The sequence below is a fragment of the Pseudomonas donghuensis genome (assembly GCF_000696345.2).
Classification (GTDB): domain Bacteria; phylum Pseudomonadota; class Gammaproteobacteria; order Pseudomonadales; family Pseudomonadaceae; genus Aquipseudomonas; species Aquipseudomonas donghuensis.
Genome location: NZ_CP071706.1, coordinates 2,295,324 through 2,312,105, shown reverse-complemented (window position 1 = coordinate 2,312,105; position 16,782 = coordinate 2,295,324). Strand labels below are relative to the sequence as shown.

Sequence of the window (16,782 nt, the reverse complement as noted above, 5' to 3'; positions counted from 1 at the left end):
ATGGCCATGAGGGTACATCGTCTTGACAAGGATGTTGCATGAGAAAATCACATTTGCGAACCATTTTTTCGGCCACGCTTCTCTGTGTAGGGATAAGCACGTCAGTGGCGGCTGCAGAGCCTGGGATGTATCTGTATAACTGGTTCGGGCTTCTCGCACCGGAGACCCCAAAGGCGTTTGAACAGGAAACCGGCACCAGAGTGCACATGGATGCGTTCGACAGCGCCGACATCATGCAGAGCAAGGTAATGGCTGGGCGCACGGGGTATGACGTGGTTGTGGCCACCTCCGATGTGTTGCCAAGCCTGATCCAGGCGGGAGTACTCCAGCCGTTGGATCGTGAGCAACTGAGTAATTTGTCCCATATCGACCCTGATCTCTTGGCCCAGGTCGCGGTCAATGACCCTGGCAATCGCTACGCGGTGCCCTATTTATGGGGCACTACCGGCATTGGCTATGACGTTGACAAAGTCAAAGCGGCATTGGGTGATAATGCGCCGGTGAACAGCTGGGATTTGATCTTCAAAGAAGAAAACATCAGCAAGCTTCAGTCGTGTGGCGTGGCGATGCTTGACTCTCCAAGTGAGATCATTTCGATTGCTTTGCATTACCTTGGACTCCCTAGCAACAGTAAGAACCCGGATGATTACCAGAAGGCCCAAGCCCTGCTGTTAAAAATCCGCCCCTACGTCCTCTATTTCGATTCATCCCGAATCGACGCCGACCTGGCTGACGGCAATATTTGTGCAGTGGTGGGATGGGCCAATGGTGCCCTTGCTGCACAGGCCATTAACGAGAAGGCCAAGACTGGACGCAAGATTACCTACAGCCTTCCGCGCGAAGGCGCGCTGGTCTGGTCGGAAAATCTGGTACTGCTAAAAGACGCTCCCCACCCCAAGGAAGGCATGGCGTTTATCAATTATATGTTGCGACCAGAAATCATTGCCAAGACGTCAAACCACACGCTCTACCCTAACGCAAATAAAGACGCCACTGCGTTTGTCGAACAGACGCTGCGAGACAACCCTTGGATTTATCCAGACAAAAAGACTGTTGCGACACTTATTCCACTTGAGCCACTGCCATTGAAGCTGGAGCGAATCCGCACACGGGTCTGGACCAAAGTGAAGAGTGGTGTGTGATCTGACGTGATCTGTCGCTGTTGCTCGATGCAAGCCTTTATTTTTATACAGGCGTGGATCGAGCAGCACATTAATGCCTGCTACTCCCTTGAGCCCGAGATGACCCAGGGCCCTCTCCGACCCACTGATTAAACGCCCGGTGAAACACGCTCGCCTCGCGTTGGAGTTGGCGTCGGAAGCTGCCAATACTGATGGCCCTTGCTCTGGCCATTACGAGTAACGGCATTCGCGCAGCTGGGCTGAATGTACCCAGCGTCCTGACATTGCTGTCTGCGACAGCGTCAATTCAACACCTTAGGTAAAAAGAGAACAGCGGATGTTCAGCCCAGCCCATCAGACCCACTTCAGTTTGACAATCGACGGTTTTGAGCACGATTTCCAAGTGCTCGCATTCAGCGGAGAGGAGGCGATCAGCAGGCCTTACTTCTTCAACGTGGAACTTGTTAGCGAGCGGTCTGACCTGGATCTCGAAAGCCTCTTCGACCTTGAGGCTTTTCTGACCTTCGATGCGAAGGGCAACGGCATTCATGGACGGGTCTATCACATCGCTCAACGCGGTAACGGTCAGCGTTTGACGCGCTACAGCCTGGCCCTTGTACCGCACCTGTCCTACTTGCGCCACCGCATCAACCAGAGGATCTATCAACAGTTCTCGGTGCCGAAAATCGTTGCGTTGATATTGGAAGAGCACGGGATTTTGGGCGACGCTTATCGGTTTCATCTAGGGTCGACCTATCCCGAGCGTGACTACTGCATCCAGTACGATGAAACGGATTTGCACTTTGTTCAGCGCTTGTGCGAAGAAGAAGGTATCCACTTTCACTTCCAACACAGTGCTCAAGGCCACGTGCTGGTCTTTGGCGATGATCAGGCGGCTTTTCCCAGGATTGGGCAACCCACTGCCAATCTTCGTGCTATGCAGCGCCGCCACGCGGTTTATCGTCAAGCTGAAGGGCAAAGTGACCAGGCCCGGTTAGCCAGTGGCCATGTGCTGGAAATCTCCGGCCAGCCACGCCAAGCGTGGAACGCCCTATGGCTACTGACCCAGGTCATCCACGAAGGCAAGCAACCCCAGGTATTGAGTGAGCACGTCGCCAGTGGCCACACTGACAACCAGGATGACTTTCATCAGGGTTACCGCAACCGCTTTATGGTTCTGCCGTGGGACGTACTCTATCGTCCGCCTTTGACTCACATGAAACCTCAGGTGCCTAGCAACCAGACCGCTGTAGTCATCGCAGTGGAAGACGAGGAGACCCCGAGTGATCGGCGCCTTGGAAGGGTCAAGGTCCAGTTCCCCTGGGGCAGCGAAGATAGATTTGACGACAAGAATAGTTGTTGGCTGAGCGGGGCTGCCAATTGGAGTTGTGAAATTACGCCCCCGCGAACGGGCATGGAAGTCATGGTCACATTTCTCGAAAGCGACCCCGATCAGGGCCGCGGGCCGAAATACAGCGCCTCGGCGATGTACATCACCGGCCCGGCGCGCTCGGCGACGATGATTTCGTAGTCGACGCGGTTTTCCTGCAGCACGTCCACGCCGAGGATGCAGATGCACAAATCTACGCGCTACTTCGAGCCGCTGCTTCAGGGCTGCACAGAGGTGCAGTTCTCTGTACCACGACTTTACAAACTGCCTTCTTTGTAGAGCGATGATTGAAGAAACTCTGCAATCAGCGCTGTAACCTGCTGTTGGATCGCCTCGCGCGGGCGAGTGCTGTCGCCATCCTCGCAAATGATGCCATCGCCTGGTACGTCTTCTTCGAGCAGTACCTTCGCACCAGGTTTGCATACCGACAAGAAGCTGAAGTGGCTTGCGTCGCTGATTTCGACGTAACGGCTTGACGCCGCAGGCAGGCGTTTGGCCAGGTTGGCAGACTCCAACGCAGCGGGAAGTTCGTGCGACGGTGCGCCGGCAGCGATCACCAGCGCAGGTACTGGCAGCGCGGCCAGGCTTTCATCGGTCAGGCCCCGTGAAAGGCCCAGGTCCAATGTAACCACGGCAGCGACGCGTTTATCGCGCCAGTCGGCGGCCAATGCGGCCTTTGATTTTGAGCTGTTTGCAGGGTTTATCGTTGCGTAGACGGTGCAACCTGATAACTGCGGGTGTGCTTTGCATTCATTGGCGAAGCGGTCTGGATCGAAACGCGCACCGGCGATCTCCAGGGCGGTCAAGCCGCCGAGTGAATGGCCCACTACTGCAATTCGGCCATTGGCGACCACGCCGAACTTTTCAGGTTGGGTCGTGACCCTATCAATGACTCGGCGCATATCAACGGGGCGCTGCCATAACTGCGCCGCAGCCTGAGGGTTACGGTCCAGGGTCGTGGTGCCAGGGTGATTGATTGCCGCGACGATGTAGCCCCTATGGGCCAGAGCACTGGCAAGCCAGGTCTGGTTGTTCCAGTTGCCCCTGTAGCCGTGGGAGAGCACCAGCAATGGATGCTTGCCAGCAGCTGGCGGCGCGTTACGAACGGCAGAGGCACCGACAAACACCACATCATCGCCGATCAATTGCGTGGCTGCGGTCGTTGCACTGGGGTACCAAACGACCATCTCCAGTGGGCGGTCATTGTGCGAGTCCGCCAGTGTGGACGATTGGAAGCCGACAGGGTTCTCGTCAGCAAGGGCGATAGTCGTCAGACAAGTCAACAATAAGCCGCTGAAAGCTATTTTCAATGTCGTTTCTTCCTTGATTAGACAAATGCATTGCAACCTGAACCCGCGTTAGGCGCATCCACCTTCGCATGGATGGGTTTGCCCCGCAATGGCCTCGCGCTGGAGCAACTGCCCATCACCGGGCGAGCCTGCCCCGCAGACTGATGCCCTACCCCGCGCCCACACCTTTGACACAAATCAAAGCGCCGGGAGTGGTTCGCGAGACGATGGCTGCAAGCAAGGAACGGATCGATAAGCGGCCACCGCCTTGAGCTCAAGGCCATGTGCGCAGCATTGTATAAGGAGCCTCATATGACCTCGTTGAACCACGTACTGGTTGCCACCGACTTGTCCACCTCTGCCCGCAACGCGGCAGAGCGGGCTGCACTGTTGAGCAAGGCGCAGCATGCAGCACTGGATCTGCTCTACGTTGCCAACCCCGCCCCGTTCGAGCGTCTCAAGCAGGTAGTGGTACCTGATGAGCACTTGTTGAAACGCGTACTGGAGACGGCCGGAGAAAAAATTCACCAACTGGCAGCAATGCTCTTTCAGCGCTATGACATCGACGCTGGCGTACAGGTCGCACCCGGCGCGGTTGTCAGCGAAATCACCCGCGTAGTGCAGGACAAACGCAGCAACCTATTGGTGTGTGGGGCGAAGGGGCATAGCCTGGCCCGTCGCCTGCTGGGTTCTACCGTGCAAAGAATGCTGAGCCGTATGCTCTGCCCGTTGCTGGTGGTCAAGCAGGCACCCCGCGACGCTTACCGTACCTTGCTGGTTGCCGTTGATTTTTCGCCTTCATCGCTGCGCACCATCGAACAGGCAAAAGCTGTTGCCCCGCAGGCCGAGATCATACTCCTGCATGTGTTCGAGGCCCCCTTCGAGGGGAGCATGCGCTTCGCCCACATCGACCAGGACACCCTCACTCACTACCGCAACGTCATCAGGAAAGATGCCGTGGACCAACTCGCGGCATTGAGCGAGGCCGCTGGGCTGGCCAATGCCCGGCAAATCGTGGTGCACGGTGACCCCTCCTGGCGGATCCTTGAGCAGGAGCAGGAGTTGGACTGCGATCTGATCGTGATCGGCAAGCAGGGGGAAAGCGCTCTGGAAGAACTGCTGATCGGCAGCGTCACCAAGCATGTCCTCAACGATTCTCAGTGTGATGTGCTGGTGTCTTTGTAGGCTGTGTAGTGTCGAGGACGCTGAATCAGCGTCCTCGACAACACGACATTTCAAACTGCCGGCAGGCAGGTTTACCCCATCAGTAGCTATGCTTGATCTGTTGCCAGGCACTGGTAGCGACACCGTGAAAGGAGGTGTTCGAAATGCAACTGATCACGTTGAACATCGATAAGCCGCAGGTGACAAACTTCATTTTGGGCCAGACGCACTTCATCAAGTCCGTCGAAGACATCCACGAAGCGCTGGTAAACGCCGTGCCCGGTATCCAGTTTGGCGTGGCCTTTTGTGAAGCCTCTGGCAACTGCCTGGTGCGATGGTCCGGCACCGATACCGCCATGATCGAGCTTGCACAGAAAAATGCGCAAGCCATCGCCGCCGGCCATAGCTTCATCATTTTCCTGGGCGACGGTTTCTATCCGCTGAACGTGTTGAACACCCTGAAAATGGTTCCAGAGGTCTGCCGTATTTTCTGTGCAACCGCCAATCCAACCGAGGTGATTCTCGCTGAGACCGAACAAGGCCGAGCAATCCTGGGCGTAGTGGATGGCTTCTGCGCCACGGGTATTGAGGGCGACGCAGACATCCTGTGGCGCAAGAACCTGTTGCGCCAGATTGGCTACAAGCAGTGAACTGCTGCTGGTCATGGATGGCCAGCATCGGCCAGAACATCACGGCACCGTGAAACACTTGCCTTTGACCTGAAGGCAAAAGTCATTGTCCCCCAGGCTGCTGTTTCCACCCCGCGCCTGCACCCAGAATCCACTCCTGATTTGACGTCCCGTTCAGGAGAACCCGTATGAATGTCTTCAAGCCCCTGCTGCTCGCCACCGCCCTGGCCACCACCGCCCAGGCCTCCCTGGCCGCCGACTGGCAACACTCGCCCTACGGCCAGCACGACGAAATCGGCGCCGCCAACCTGCTCACCGCCGACGTGGTCAAGCAGGCGGTCGGCCTGGTCAAGACGGGCAAGACATACCCGTTGGCCGTCCCCGTGGACAAGAACCTTCCGGCTTTCCGCCATCGCAGCTTTCGCCTGTACAACGTGCAGGTCGGGCAGCAAGCCGGCAAGTCGCTGGGACCGAACCAGTTCACCTTCAACGATGAACTGGTGAACGCCTGGACCGGCGTTGGCACCCAACTCAACGGGATCGGCCATATCGGCATCGACAACGTGTACTACAACGGCAACAAGGCGGCCGACTTCGTGACGGTCGATGGCGTCACCAAGCTCGGTGTCGAGAAAGTGCCGCCGATCGTGACCCGTGGCGTGGTGCTGGACATGACGGCCTACTACGGCAAGGCCATCGTGCCCGGTGGCACGGAGTTCAGCGTGGCCGACATCCAGGCGGTGTTGAAGCAGCAAGGCCTGACCCTGCGCAAGGGCGATGTGGTGCTGTTCAACACCAGCTGGCTGGAATTGATCGGCAAGGACAACAAGCAGTTCCTGGAAGTGGAACCCGGTATCGGCATGGAAGCGGCGCAGTGGCTGGCCGACCAGGGCATCGTCGCCTTCGGCGGCGACACCTGGGCCAGCGAGGTTTATCCGAACCCGCATGGCAAGGACGAGTTCCCGGTCAACCAGTACATGCTGGCCAAGCGCGGCATCTACAACCTGGAACTGATCGACAGCCGTGCATTGGTGCGCGACAAGGCCTTCGAGTTCCTGTTCGTGCTCGGCCAGCCGCTGTACAAGGGCTCGACCCAGGTCAACATCAACCCGGTGGCCATTCACTGATAGCGCTCTGGCGTTAGTCGATGCGTCGCTTCACATCCGGTGTCTTCGCAGGCAACCAACATATCGTTTTTTACGATGGAACCTATTTTTAACATAAGCAAAAAAGCGATGAAAATGACGCCATCGAAACACACCTCAAGGTGACGTCATGAAACTGCAAGCCACCCACAAATCCTTCGCTGAACGCATCGTCCATGCCGTCGGCTTTGAAGTCATCGCCGTGCTGATCTGCGCGCCGATCGGCGCCTGGCTGCTCGACCGTTCGATGCTGGAGATGGGCGCGCTGGCGGTGATGCTGTCGACCGTGGCGATGATCTGGAACATGCTCTACAACGCGGCGTTCGACCGCTTCTGGCCCGTGAGCCGGGTAGCGCGTACGGTCAAGGTCCGCGCCCTGCACGCGGGCGGCTTTGAAACCGGCTTTGTGCTGATCGGCGTGCCGATTGCCGCGTTGATGCTCGATGTGTCACTGGTGCAGGCGTTTTTGCTGGAGATCGGTTTCTTCGCCTTCATGCTGCCCTACACCATGGCCTACAACTGGGTCTATGACCTGCTGCGTCAGCGCCTGCTGAGGGCGCCAGTCAGCGTGGCCCGGGCCCGGTAACGGTACGAGTAAAGCGCGTGGGCCTCTTTAGCATCGAGCTAAATAGTGGCATTCTGCACCCCATGGATATCTACGCGATTCGCAAGCACAACCTGGTGCAGTTGCTCGGCACCCAGCGCAAGGCCAGCTGTGCCGAGCGCTGGGGCATGAGCCCTGCGCACCTGAGCCAGATTCTGTCGATGCGCACGGAAAAAAACCTCGGTGATGAAGTCGCCCGCCGTATTGAACAGGCCGAACACCTGCCGGCAGGCTGGATGGATGTATTGCAAGGCGACGCTGGCGTGCCTGCCAGCAGCAAGGCGCTGAGCAGCGCGTTCGTCAGCATCGCCCACTTCGACATCCGCGGTTCCATGGGCAACGGCAACACGCCGCCAGCCCATGTCGAGGTGATCCGTGACCTGACCGTGCACCTGGACTGGCTGCGCGGCCAGGGCATCAGCTATTCCGGCGCGCATAACCTGGCGATCATCAGCGGCGACGGTGACAGCATGGCCGGCACCTTCAACGACGGTGACGCGTTGCTGGTCGACCGTGGCGTCAACGAGGTGCGCAGCGATGCCATCTATGTCTTCAGTCTCGACGGCGACCTGTTCGTCAAGCGCCTGCAGCGCCTGACCGATGGCGCCTTGCGAATGATCTCCGACAACCCGCTGTACCCGCCGGTGCTGATCGAGGGTGCGGCACTGGAAATGCTGCAGATTCATGGCCGTGTGCTACTGGTTTGGAACGCACGAAGAGTATGATGAGAAAACAACCGACCGCCCCGGTCGGTTAATCACCACTAAATGGCAGCAGCAGGATGTAGCGATTCCAGCAACGGATTGCTCGACCGAATCCGTGTGACTGAGATCGAATCATGAGCGGCAATCTGTGGGTGTGGGAAGAAGAAGAGCTGCTGGCACTGCGCAAGGCATTTGCCGCGCTCAAGGCCAGGCAGCGCCAGGCAGAGCGGGTGTCCCAGCGGCGCATGGCCGCCGAGCTGGGCGTCAGCGTGACCACCCTCAATGCCTATATGACCGGCAAGCGCGCGCTGGACATGAAGTTCGCATTGATGTTCGAACGCCTCACCGGCATCCCCACGCGCAGCTACAGCCCGCGCCTGGCTGACGAGATCGAAACCAGCAAGCATCAGCGCAAACCTGCGGTCTAGAGCCAGCCCGGCAATTGCGCCTGGGCATTGCTTGGCCTCGTGAAATTTATCTGGTAGTTTTTCATGAAAAAATACCAATAAAAATTCATGAGGTCCGCCATGTTCAAGCAATCCGCCCAGCATGTCGCCAGCTATTACGCCCAGACCTACCCCGCCCCTATCCCTCTGCGCCCTACCCTGCAGGAACGTCTCGATACCGAGGTGCTGATCATCGGCGCCGGTTTCAGCGGCCTGCACACCGCCTTGCGCCTGACCGAGGCCGGCAAGCGGGTGACCCTGGTGGAAGCCAGCCGGGTGGCCTGGGCGGCGTCCGGGCGCAATGGCGGGCAGGCGTTGCTGGGCTGGTCGTGCGACATGGCCCCCCTGGAAAAAGCCCTTGGCCAGGAGCGCGCACGGCGCCTGTGGGACAGCATGCGCTGGGCCGCCAGCGAGATGCGCGAGTTGCCCGAACGCCACGGCTTTGCCGTCGACTACCGGCGCGGCAGCCTGTGGGCGGCGGTGCTGCCCCGGCGCGTGGCCATGCTCCATGCGGCCCGGCGTGAGGCCGAAGCTAAATGGGGCTATGACCAGTTGCGGGTGATCGAGCGTGACGAATTGCCCGAATGGATTGGCAGCCCGCGCTACCAGGCCGCGCTGTATGACGCCGAAGGCGCCCACCTCAATCCGCTGAAACTGGCCCAGGGCCTGGCCAGCGCCATCGAGGCGGGCGGCGGACGGATCTTCGAGCAGAGCCGGGTGCTCAGCTACCGCGACACCCCGGCAGGCTTTGTCGCCCGCACCGACCAGGGCGAGATCCGCAGCGATGTGCTGATCCTGGCCTGCAACGCTTACATCGACCAGCTCGACCGCCCATTGTCACAGCGCCTGCTGCCGGTGGGCTCCTATCAGGTGGCCACCGCGCCCCTGGACCCGGCCCTGGCCCATTCGCTGCTGCCGCACAACAGCTGCGTGATCGACAATCAGTTCGTCCCCGACTACTTCCGCCTGACCCCGGACCATCGCCTGCTGTTCGGCGGCGGTTGCACCTACCTGGGCGGCATCCCCAAGGACGTTGCCGCCGCCACCCGCCCGGTGATGGAACGGGCCTTCCCGCAGCTGCAGGGCGTGCCGATCGACTACGCCTGGGGCGGCCATATCGATTGCAGCCTGCGCCGCACCCCGGACATCGGCCGCCAGGGCCAGCGCTACTGGCTACAGGGGTTTTCTGGCCATGGCGTGCTGCCAACCCTGGCCGGCGCCCGGGCGGTCAGCGATGCGATCCTTGGCAACCCTGATGTGCTGGCGCTGTACCAGGCCATCGACAACGGCCGCTTCCCCGGCGGCGACCTGCTCGCCGCGCCGCTGGAAGCTGCCGCCAAGGCCTGGTACCGCCTGCGTGACACTATCTGAGAGGACCATCCATGGACATGCAGGAAGAAATCGAAAGCCTGGCGATCCTCATCCGCGACCTGCGCAAGCACCGCAACCTGACTCTCGGCGAGCTGGCCGAACGCATCGACCGTTCGGTGGGTTTTCTCTCCCAGGTCGAGCGCGGCCTGTCACGGCCGACCGTGGCCGACCTGACCGCCATCAGCGAAACCCTGTGCGTGCCCACCACCTACTTCTACAACCTGAGCAAGCCACGGCAAGTGGACTGGGTCACCCGCCCCGGCGAACGGCGCACCCTGTACTACGCCGCCGGGGTCACCGATGTGCTGGTCTCGCCCAAGCTCAACGGTGGTTTTTCCATGCTCGAAAGCCACCTGGCGCCGGGCGCCAACAGCGGTGACGGGCACCTGGACGACAGCTCCGAGCAAGGCGGCTTTGTGCTCGAAGGCGAGCTGAGCATCTGGCTCGATGACGCACACGTACCGGTCACCCTGCACGCCAACGACAGCTTCCAGCTGCCGCCGCACAGCCAGTTCCGCTACGCCAATCTGACCGACCACACTACCCGGGTGCTCTGGGTATTCCGTTGAAACCAAGCGCAGGATCGCACGTAATGACAACAATCAAAGACTGCCCTGAACTGCTGAACGAAGTACGCGCGTTTCGCGCCGAGCATCCTCAGGTGCGTTATGTAGACCTGATCAGCCTGGACATCCCCGGGCACTTTTACGGCAAGCGTTACCCCATCGACATGCTCGAAAAGGTCGCCGCCGGCAGCGCCCTGAAATTGCCGCAGAACTGCGTGCTGCTCGGTGTTCAGGGCGGCCTGCACCCGATTGGTGATTATTGCTTCAACGACGGCGACCCGGATGCGCCACGGCGTTTGATCCCAGGCACTCTCAAGCCGGTACGCTGGGAGAACCAGCCACTGGGGCAGATGCTGATCAGCTCCGACGGCACCGATGCACCGATTGAATTCGAGCCGCGCGAAGTGCTTGCACGAGTCTTGCAGCGCCTGCGGCGGCGCGGCATCCGCCCGGTGGTGGCCTTCGAGCTGGAGTTCTACCTGTTCGACCGCACGCTCAAGGACGGCCTGCCGCAGTTCCCCCACGACCCGTTCAGTGGTGATCCGGATGACCAGCCGAACATGCACATCGAGCGCCTGTCGCGCTATTCCGATGTGCTGCGGGAAATGGTCGAAGCCGCCAACGAACAAGGCGTGGACGCCAACGTGATTACGGCAGAACTGGGCCCGGGCCAGTTCGAGATCAACTTCGGCCACTGCGACGATGGCCTGCGCGCCGCCGACTGGGCCGCACTGTTCTGCCGCAGCACCCGAGGCGTGGCGCTCAAGCACGGCATGCGCGCCAGCTTCATGAGCAAGCCCTACCTGGATGCCCCGGGCAGCGGCATGCACGTGCATGTCAGCCTCTACGACCCGCAGGGCAACAACCTGCTGGCGGCCGATGACCAGCGCCCGCTGCGCCATGCCGTGGCCGGTTGCCTGGAGCTGCTGCCGCACTGCATGCCGATCTTTGCCGCCAACCACAACGCCATGCGTCGCTACGGCGCTATGGTGAATGCCGCCAGCCGCGCCAGCTGGGGTTTTGAAGACCGCGACGCGTGCATCCGCATCCCCGAATCGGATGCGCGCAACCTGCGTATCGAGCACCGTCTGCCCGGCGCCGATGCCAACCCGTACCTGGTGCTGGCGGCGATCCTCAGTGGTCTGGAGCATGGCCTGGATGCTGGCAAGGAGCCGATTGCACCGCTCAACGACGACCGCAGCAGCGGCATCGACTTTCCCAAGGACATGCTCGCGGCGGTGGCGGCCATGCGTCATCACCCGGTGGTCAATGAGCAACTGGGCAGCGAGTTCGTCATGGTCTACTGCGAGAACAAGCGCCAGGACCACCTGGCGTTCATGCATGAGGTGAGTGCGCGGGAGTATCGCTGGTTTCTTTAACGACTGAAGGCAAAACCCTTGCTGGCTGCACCGGCCTCATCGCTGGCAAGCCAGCTCCCACAGGGTGGGGTGTATACAGATCCATTGTGGGAGCTGGACTTGTCACGTGATGTGCTGGCTAGCTCCCAGAGAAATTGCAGCCCGCACTTATTTAGCCATTGACGAAACTTTATCTTGAAGCTAAATATTAGCTCAAGCCCACATTCAATTCAGAGAGGGCCTACATCCAAAACGGAAGGAGAAACCCATGAGCGTCAACATCGACCGCCTCACTATCACCACTCCGGTGGCCAAGTCCAGCACCGACCCCACCGCCCTGGAACTGACCGGCGCCCAGGCCCTGGAGCAACTGCCCGAGGTCATCGCTACCTTGAGCGACGGTTCGGTCCGCTTCACTGCCCCGACCAAGGGCGCCTCCAGCAAAAGCACCCACCGCACCCGCTGCGAATGGAAAGAGCCCAGCTACTGGTCACTCAACAGCGCAGTCAAACACCACAACCACCAGACCATGACCCTGACCAAGGTCAACTCGGCGCAGAAGGTGGTGATCTCCCAGTTGCACGTCAAAGACGACGACAGCCCGACGGTCAAGGTGTTCTGGAACAAGGGCAAACTCACCTACGGCTTTCGCCAGAGCTACAACCAAACCGCCCCGGCCAGCGTCACCCTGTTGGCCAATGTGCCGCTGGGCGCCGCGTTCGAGATCATCCTCGATGTCACTGCCCAAGGCGTGGTCACCCTCTTCGCCACCTGCAATGGCAGCACCGCCAGCAGCGGCCCGCTGCAGATGGATTCCAGCTGGAACAGCCGCACTTTCAACTTCCACGGCGGGGTTTACAACCAGGTCGACTACAACGACAGCACACTCAGCACTGACGGTTCGATCTGCATCATCAGCGCGCTGGCGCTGGGTCACCATTAAGCCCTGAGCTGCCCGCCAGGCGCTGCTCCAGCCATTGGCAGAAGCTCACAGTCAAGGCCTCCCCTTCACTGTTGCGGTGTACCAGCCATGCCCACTTGGGGCCGCGCACGGTCTGCTCGGTCAGGGCCACCAGGCTGCCTTGCACGCGCGCCTGTTCGGCCAGCAAGGCACTCACCAGGGCAATGCCCAAGCCCTGGCTGGCAGCGTCCAGCAACTGCCCGGGGTCGGAAAAATTCAGGCCCTGCAGCTTCTGCCCTACGCCCTCGCCACCCTGGGTGTGCCAGTAGCTCCAGTCCATTTCCCGCTCGCCATGCAGAGTGGTCCGCTGCTGCACCTCTTGCGCCAGCAAGCGCGGGTGACAGGCCGGATACAAGCGATCCTGCAACAACACACGAAAGCCACAATCAGCCTGGGCGCTGATGTCGTCACGCACTGCAACGTCGATGGTTTGAGTGGTCATGTCAGGGATTTCATCGCTGGTGAACAGCCACAGGTCCACGTCCGGATACAGCCGGTGAAAGTCGCCCAGGTGCGGCACCAGCCAGTGCCGGGCAAATGCCGGCGTGGTGTTGACCACCAGTTGGTTGGGCTTGCGGTACTGCTCCAGGCGGCGGATGCCAACGGTCAGTTGCTGCAGCATCACCTGGGTGGTGCTGAGCAGGTCGTGGCCGGCATCGGTGAGCGATACGCTGCGCCCTTCGCGAAAGAACAGCGGTTGCTCCAGGTAACTTTCCAGGCTGCGGATCTGCTGGCTGATCGCCGACTGGGTCAGGTGCAGCTCTTCGGCGGCCTTGTGAAAACTGCCCAGGCGCGCCGCCGCTTCAAAGCCGCGCAAGGTGTTGAGGGGTGGCCAGTGTTTCAGCATGATTGATAAGCCCAGCTAATCATATATCGGCAAAATCCATCGTTTGTTCAGGGGCAAAGCCCAGTTATAGCATGGACACCCAGGCAATCCTGCTGAAAACAATTACTTAACTGAAGGCTATTGCAATGCACAACGACAGCGCCAACAACAACGGCTGGTTCATGCCCGCCGAATGGGCAAGGCACGCCGCCACCTGGATGGTCTGGCCGCACAACCAGGCCCTGTGGGAGTCGACCTGGGGCGTGACCCTGGCGAATGTGCAGGCCGATTTTGCCCGGGTCGCCAACGCCATCGCCCGCTTCGAGCCGGTAAAGCTGGTGGTCGACCCCAGTGCGGCCGCCCAGGCCCGGGCGCTGTGCGCGGCCAACATCGAGCTGATCGAAATCGCCGTCAACGACAGTTGGTGCCGCGACTCCGGCCCAAGTTTCATCTGCCACCCGCAGCAGGGCCTGGCCGGGGTCAGCTGGCGCTTCAATGCCTGGGGCGCCAAGTCGGCCCATGACCTCGATGAGGGCCTGGCCCGGCGAGTACTCAATGGCCTGGGCCTGCCGTGCTTCGGCAGTTTCCTGGCCAACGAAGGCGGCGCCATTCATGTCGATGGCGACGGCACGCTGATCACCACCGAATCGGTACTGCTCAACCCCAACCGCAACCCGGGCCTGAGCAAAAACGACATCGAGGAAATCTTCATCCGCCTGCTGGGGGTGAACAAGGTCATCTGGCTGCCGGGCGACCCGGATTACGTCACCGGCGACATGACCGATGGCCACGTCGACGGCGTCTGTGCATTCGCCCGACCGGGCGTATTGCTGGTCGATGCGACCCACGACCAAACCTCTACCTACGCCCAGGTGGCCAAAGAGAACCGCCGCGCCCTTGAACGGGCGACCGACGCCCGTGGCCGACACTTCGAGCTGATCGACCTGTACGAAGCCTCGGCGGCCGTCGATACCGACGCCGAAGTGTTCTGCGCCTCCTACACCAACTTCTACCTGTGCAACGGTGCCGTGATCATGCCGGCCTACGGCATCGACGCCGACCAGCAGGCCGCCACCACCCTGCAGCAAGCCTTCCCCGACCGCACGGTGGTGCCGGTACAGATCAACCAACTGGCCCACGGCGGTGGCGGCGTGCATTGCATCACCCAGCAGCAACCGGCCTGGCCACTGGCGGGGAACAACGCATGAGCGCCCTGACCGTCGCCAGCCTGCAACTGGCCTGCAACTGGAACCTGGCCGACAACCTCGACCGCGCCGAGCAGTTGGTGCGCGAGGCCGCGGCAGCCGGTGCCAAGCTGATCCTCTTGCCCGAGCTGTTCGCCACGCCGTACTTCTGCATCGAGCAATGCCACACGCATCTGGCGCTGGCCGAGCCTTATGACCACAGCCCGCTGTTGCAGCGTTTTGCCGCCCTGGCGGCAGAACTGGGTGTGGTGCTGCCGCTGAGCTGGTTCGAACAGGCCGGCAACGCCTACTTCAATTCGCTGACCGTGGCCGATGCCGACGGGCGCTTGCTCGGCGTCTATCGCAAGACCCACATCCCCAACGCCATCGGCTACCAGGAGAAGGAATACTTCAGCCCCGGCGATACCGGGTTCAAAGTCTGGGACACCGCCGTCGGGCGCCTCGGCGTGGGCATCTGCTGGGACCAGTGGTTCCCCGAGACCGCTCGCTGCCTGGCCTTGCAGGGCGCAGAAATTCTGCTGTTCCCTACCGCCATTGGCTCCGAACCCGGCGCCGCGGCGCTGGACTCACGCGACCATTGGCAGCTGACCCAGCGCGGCCACGCCGCCGCCAACATCCTCCCGGTGATCACCGCCAACCGCACCGGCGTTGAAGTGGCGCGCAGCGATGCCGAGCTGCACATGCGCTTCTACGGCTCCTCGTTCATCACCGACCACAAGGGCCGCCTGCTGGCCGAAGCGGATCGCGACAACACCTGCGTGCTGCTGGCCGAGCTGGACCTGGCACACATGCGCGAGGAGCGCCTGACCTGGGGCATCTACCGCGACCGCCGCCCGGAAATGTACGGCGCATTGTTGAGCCTGGATGGCCGTCACCCGCACACCACCTGGAGGCAAGGCGCATGAACAGCCTGAAAACCCTGCTCGCCCTCTCCCTGGCCCTGAGCTGCGGCCTGGCCAGTGCCGAAGATAAAGTACTGCGCCTGTACAACTGGGCGGATTACTTTGCCGAAGACACCCTCAAGGACTTCACCGCCCAGACCGGCATCAAGGTCATCTACGACGTCATGGACAGCAGCGAAACCCTGGAGGCCAAGCTGCTGTCGGGCCACAGCGGCTACGACCTGATCTTCCCCGGTGACACCGTGGCCGAGCGCCTGGCCCGCGCCGGCGCCCTGCAAAAACTCGACCCGGGCAAGCTCGAGCACCTGGCAGACATCGAGCCCGGCCTGCAGCGCCTGCACCAGCGCTACCCCAACTCGCGCGAGAGCACCGTGCCCTACACCTGGGGCAGCATTGGCCTGACCTACAACCGCGCGGCCATCGAGCAGCGCATCGCCAATGCCCCGGTCAACAGCCTCGACCTGTTGTTCAAACCGGAGAACGCCGCGCTGCTGGCCGACTGCGGCATCTCGATGATCGATTCGCCCGACGAGGTGCTGGCGGTGGTGCTGCACTACCTGGGCAAGGACCCGCGCAGCGGCAAGGCCGACGACTTGCTCGCCGCCCGCCAGATGCTGGGGGCGATCAAGCCGTACATCCGCAAGTTCCAGTCGCAGCCGGTGACCCAGCTGGTCAATGGCGATACCTGCATTTCGCTCGGTTACAGCGGCGACATGATCCAGGCCCAGCGCACCGCCGATGCCGCCGGTAAAAAGGTCGAATTCCGCTATCACATCCCGGTGGAAGGCACGACCATCTGGATGGACAGCATGGCCATCCCCGCCGACGCCGCCCACCCGGAATACGCCTACGCTTTTATCAACTTCGTCACGCAGCCGCAGCAGATGGCCGCCATCAGTTCCTTCACCGGCTACCCCACCTCCAGCGCCAAGGCGCGGCCACTGGTCGAGCCGCAGATGCGTGACAACCCGGACATCTACGTCAGCGATGCGACCTACGCGCGACTGATCCCGGGCAAGGACATTTCCCAGAAAGACATGCGCGCGCGCATGCGCACCTGGACCACCCTCAAGACCTCCTCGGCCCATTGAGCCGTTACTA

17 protein-coding genes are annotated in these 16,782 nt (G+C 61.1%); 15 read left to right on the top strand and 2 right to left on the bottom strand.

From position 1 onward, the window contains the following. Positions 1–38 precede the first annotated feature (38 nt). Both BV82_RS10670 and tssI read left to right on the top strand, forming a co-directional pair. Complete coding sequence (locus BV82_RS10670; protein ID WP_010225414.1) at positions 39–1,142, top strand: polyamine ABC transporter substrate-binding protein; 1,104 nt, start codon at positions 39–41, stop codon at positions 1,140–1,142. A gap of 316 nt (positions 1,143–1,458) precedes the next feature. Further along, positions 1,459–2,652: a type VI secretion system tip protein TssI/VgrG gene (tssI, locus tag BV82_RS10665; protein WP_244993538.1), complete on the top strand. Its 1,194-nt coding sequence runs from the start codon at positions 1,459–1,461 to the stop codon at positions 2,650–2,652. Between the two features lie 116 nt (positions 2,653–2,768). On the opposite strand, the gene BV82_RS10660 is transcribed toward tssI, so the two are convergent. Continuing rightward, entirely contained in the window at positions 2,769–3,821 is a 1,053-nt protein-coding gene (locus BV82_RS10660) for an alpha/beta hydrolase family protein (RefSeq protein ID WP_036994652.1), read from the bottom strand. A gap of 291 nt (positions 3,822–4,112) precedes the next feature. Between BV82_RS10660 and BV82_RS10655 the strand changes: the two genes are divergently transcribed. From BV82_RS10655 to BV82_RS10610, 10 genes are all read left to right on the top strand, one after another. After that, on the top strand, positions 4,113–4,985 hold the full coding sequence (locus BV82_RS10655) for a universal stress protein (protein ID WP_010225422.1): 873 nt from the start codon (positions 4,113–4,115) through the stop codon (positions 4,983–4,985). A gap of 143 nt (positions 4,986–5,128) precedes the next feature. After that, the gene (locus tag BV82_RS10650; protein WP_010225424.1) at positions 5,129–5,614 is read left to right on the top strand and encodes an adenosine-specific kinase; all 486 of its coding nucleotides are present in this window, start codon (positions 5,129–5,131) and stop codon (positions 5,612–5,614) included. Between the two features lie 167 nt (positions 5,615–5,781). Further along, positions 5,782–6,720, top strand: coding sequence for a cyclase family protein (locus tag BV82_RS10645; protein ID WP_036994649.1), 939 nt, complete (start codon positions 5,782–5,784; stop codon positions 6,718–6,720). 148 nt (positions 6,721–6,868) lie between these two features. Then, positions 6,869–7,324 (top strand): multidrug/biocide efflux PACE transporter, encoded by a 456-nt coding sequence (locus BV82_RS10640; protein WP_010225427.1) that lies wholly within the window; start codon positions 6,869–6,871, stop codon positions 7,322–7,324. A gap of 62 nt (positions 7,325–7,386) precedes the next feature. Continuing rightward, on the top strand, positions 7,387–8,067 hold the full coding sequence (locus BV82_RS10635) for a S24 family peptidase (RefSeq protein WP_036994648.1): 681 nt from the start codon (positions 7,387–7,389) through the stop codon (positions 8,065–8,067). Positions 8,068–8,180: 113 nt separating this feature from the next. Next, positions 8,181–8,474 (top strand): helix-turn-helix domain-containing protein, encoded by a 294-nt coding sequence (locus tag BV82_RS10630; protein ID WP_010225429.1) that lies wholly within the window; start codon positions 8,181–8,183, stop codon positions 8,472–8,474. A gap of 99 nt (positions 8,475–8,573) precedes the next feature. After that, on the top strand, positions 8,574–9,863 hold the full coding sequence (locus BV82_RS10625; RefSeq protein WP_036994646.1) for an NAD(P)/FAD-dependent oxidoreductase: 1,290 nt from the start codon (positions 8,574–8,576) through the stop codon (positions 9,861–9,863). Positions 9,864–9,874: 11 nt separating this feature from the next. Continuing rightward, positions 9,875–10,432, top strand: a complete 558-nt coding sequence (locus BV82_RS10620) for a helix-turn-helix domain-containing protein (RefSeq protein ID WP_036994645.1) — start codon at positions 9,875–9,877, stop codon at positions 10,430–10,432. A 23-nt stretch (positions 10,433–10,455) separates the two neighbouring features. Then, the gene (locus BV82_RS10615; protein ID WP_010225433.1) at positions 10,456–11,808 is read left to right on the top strand and encodes a glutamine synthetase family protein; all 1,353 of its coding nucleotides are present in this window, start codon (positions 10,456–10,458) and stop codon (positions 11,806–11,808) included. 247 nt (positions 11,809–12,055) lie between these two features. Then, complete coding sequence (locus BV82_RS10610) at positions 12,056–12,730, top strand: polysaccharide lyase family 7 protein (protein ID WP_010225436.1); 675 nt, start codon at positions 12,056–12,058, stop codon at positions 12,728–12,730. Here the strand turns inward: BV82_RS10610 and BV82_RS10605 are convergent. Continuing rightward, on the bottom strand, positions 12,702–13,595 hold the full coding sequence (locus tag BV82_RS10605; RefSeq protein WP_036994644.1) for a LysR substrate-binding domain-containing protein: 894 nt from the start codon (positions 13,593–13,595) through the stop codon (positions 12,702–12,704). The two genes, BV82_RS10610 and BV82_RS10605, sit on opposite strands and share 29 nt — an antisense overlap. A gap of 125 nt (positions 13,596–13,720) precedes the next feature. On the opposite strand from BV82_RS10605, the gene BV82_RS10600 reads away from it, so the two are divergent. The 3 genes from BV82_RS10600 to BV82_RS10590 are packed head-to-tail and all read left to right on the top strand — an operon-like array spanning position 13,721 to position 16,772. After that, the gene (locus BV82_RS10600) at positions 13,721–14,782 is read left to right on the top strand and encodes an agmatine deiminase family protein (protein WP_010225440.1); all 1,062 of its coding nucleotides are present in this window, start codon (positions 13,721–13,723) and stop codon (positions 14,780–14,782) included. Continuing rightward, positions 14,779–15,684 carry an N-carbamoylputrescine amidase gene (gene aguB / locus BV82_RS10595; protein ID WP_010225442.1) on the top strand — a complete coding sequence of 302 codons (906 nt, stop codon included), beginning with the start codon at positions 14,779–14,781 and terminating at the stop codon, positions 15,682–15,684. Before BV82_RS10600 ends, aguB begins: the two co-directional genes overlap by 4 nt. Then, the gene (locus BV82_RS10590) at positions 15,681–16,772 is read left to right on the top strand and encodes an extracellular solute-binding protein (RefSeq protein WP_036994642.1); all 1,092 of its coding nucleotides are present in this window, start codon (positions 15,681–15,683) and stop codon (positions 16,770–16,772) included. Before aguB ends, BV82_RS10590 begins: the two co-directional genes overlap by 4 nt. Positions 16,773–16,782: the final 10 nt, after the last annotated feature.

Excerpts from the sequence above, each read along its gene's own strand:
- tssI (WP_244993538.1), top strand. The coding sequence starts at position 1,459 with ATGTTCAGCCCAGCCCATCAGACCCACTTCAGTTTGACAATCGACGGT.
- BV82_RS10645 (WP_036994649.1), top strand. The coding sequence starts at position 5,782 with ATGAATGTCTTCAAGCCCCTGCTGCTCGCCACCGCCCTGGCCACCACC.
- BV82_RS10670 (WP_010225414.1), top strand. The coding sequence starts at position 39 with ATGAGAAAATCACATTTGCGAACCATTTTTTCGGCCACGCTTCTCTGT.
- BV82_RS10590 (WP_036994642.1), top strand. The coding sequence starts at position 15,681 with ATGAACAGCCTGAAAACCCTGCTCGCCCTCTCCCTGGCCCTGAGCTGC.
- aguB (WP_010225442.1), top strand. The coding sequence starts at position 14,779 with ATGAGCGCCCTGACCGTCGCCAGCCTGCAACTGGCCTGCAACTGGAAC.
- BV82_RS10625 (WP_036994646.1), top strand. The coding sequence starts at position 8,574 with ATGTTCAAGCAATCCGCCCAGCATGTCGCCAGCTATTACGCCCAGACC.
- BV82_RS10650 (WP_010225424.1), top strand. The coding sequence starts at position 5,129 with ATGCAACTGATCACGTTGAACATCGATAAGCCGCAGGTGACAAACTTC.
- BV82_RS10610 (WP_010225436.1), top strand. The coding sequence starts at position 12,056 with ATGAGCGTCAACATCGACCGCCTCACTATCACCACTCCGGTGGCCAAG.
- BV82_RS10605 (WP_036994644.1), bottom strand. The coding sequence starts at position 13,595 with ATGCTGAAACACTGGCCACCCCTCAACACCTTGCGCGGCTTTGAAGCG.
- BV82_RS10600 (WP_010225440.1), top strand. The coding sequence starts at position 13,721 with ATGCACAACGACAGCGCCAACAACAACGGCTGGTTCATGCCCGCCGAA.
- BV82_RS10640 (WP_010225427.1), top strand. The coding sequence starts at position 6,869 with ATGAAACTGCAAGCCACCCACAAATCCTTCGCTGAACGCATCGTCCAT.
- BV82_RS10615 (WP_010225433.1), top strand. The coding sequence starts at position 10,456 with ATGACAACAATCAAAGACTGCCCTGAACTGCTGAACGAAGTACGCGCG.
- BV82_RS10635 (WP_036994648.1), top strand. The coding sequence starts at position 7,387 with ATGGATATCTACGCGATTCGCAAGCACAACCTGGTGCAGTTGCTCGGC.
- BV82_RS10630 (WP_010225429.1), top strand. The coding sequence starts at position 8,181 with ATGAGCGGCAATCTGTGGGTGTGGGAAGAAGAAGAGCTGCTGGCACTG.
- BV82_RS10620 (WP_036994645.1), top strand. The coding sequence starts at position 9,875 with ATGGACATGCAGGAAGAAATCGAAAGCCTGGCGATCCTCATCCGCGAC.
- BV82_RS10655 (WP_010225422.1), top strand. The coding sequence starts at position 4,113 with ATGACCTCGTTGAACCACGTACTGGTTGCCACCGACTTGTCCACCTCT.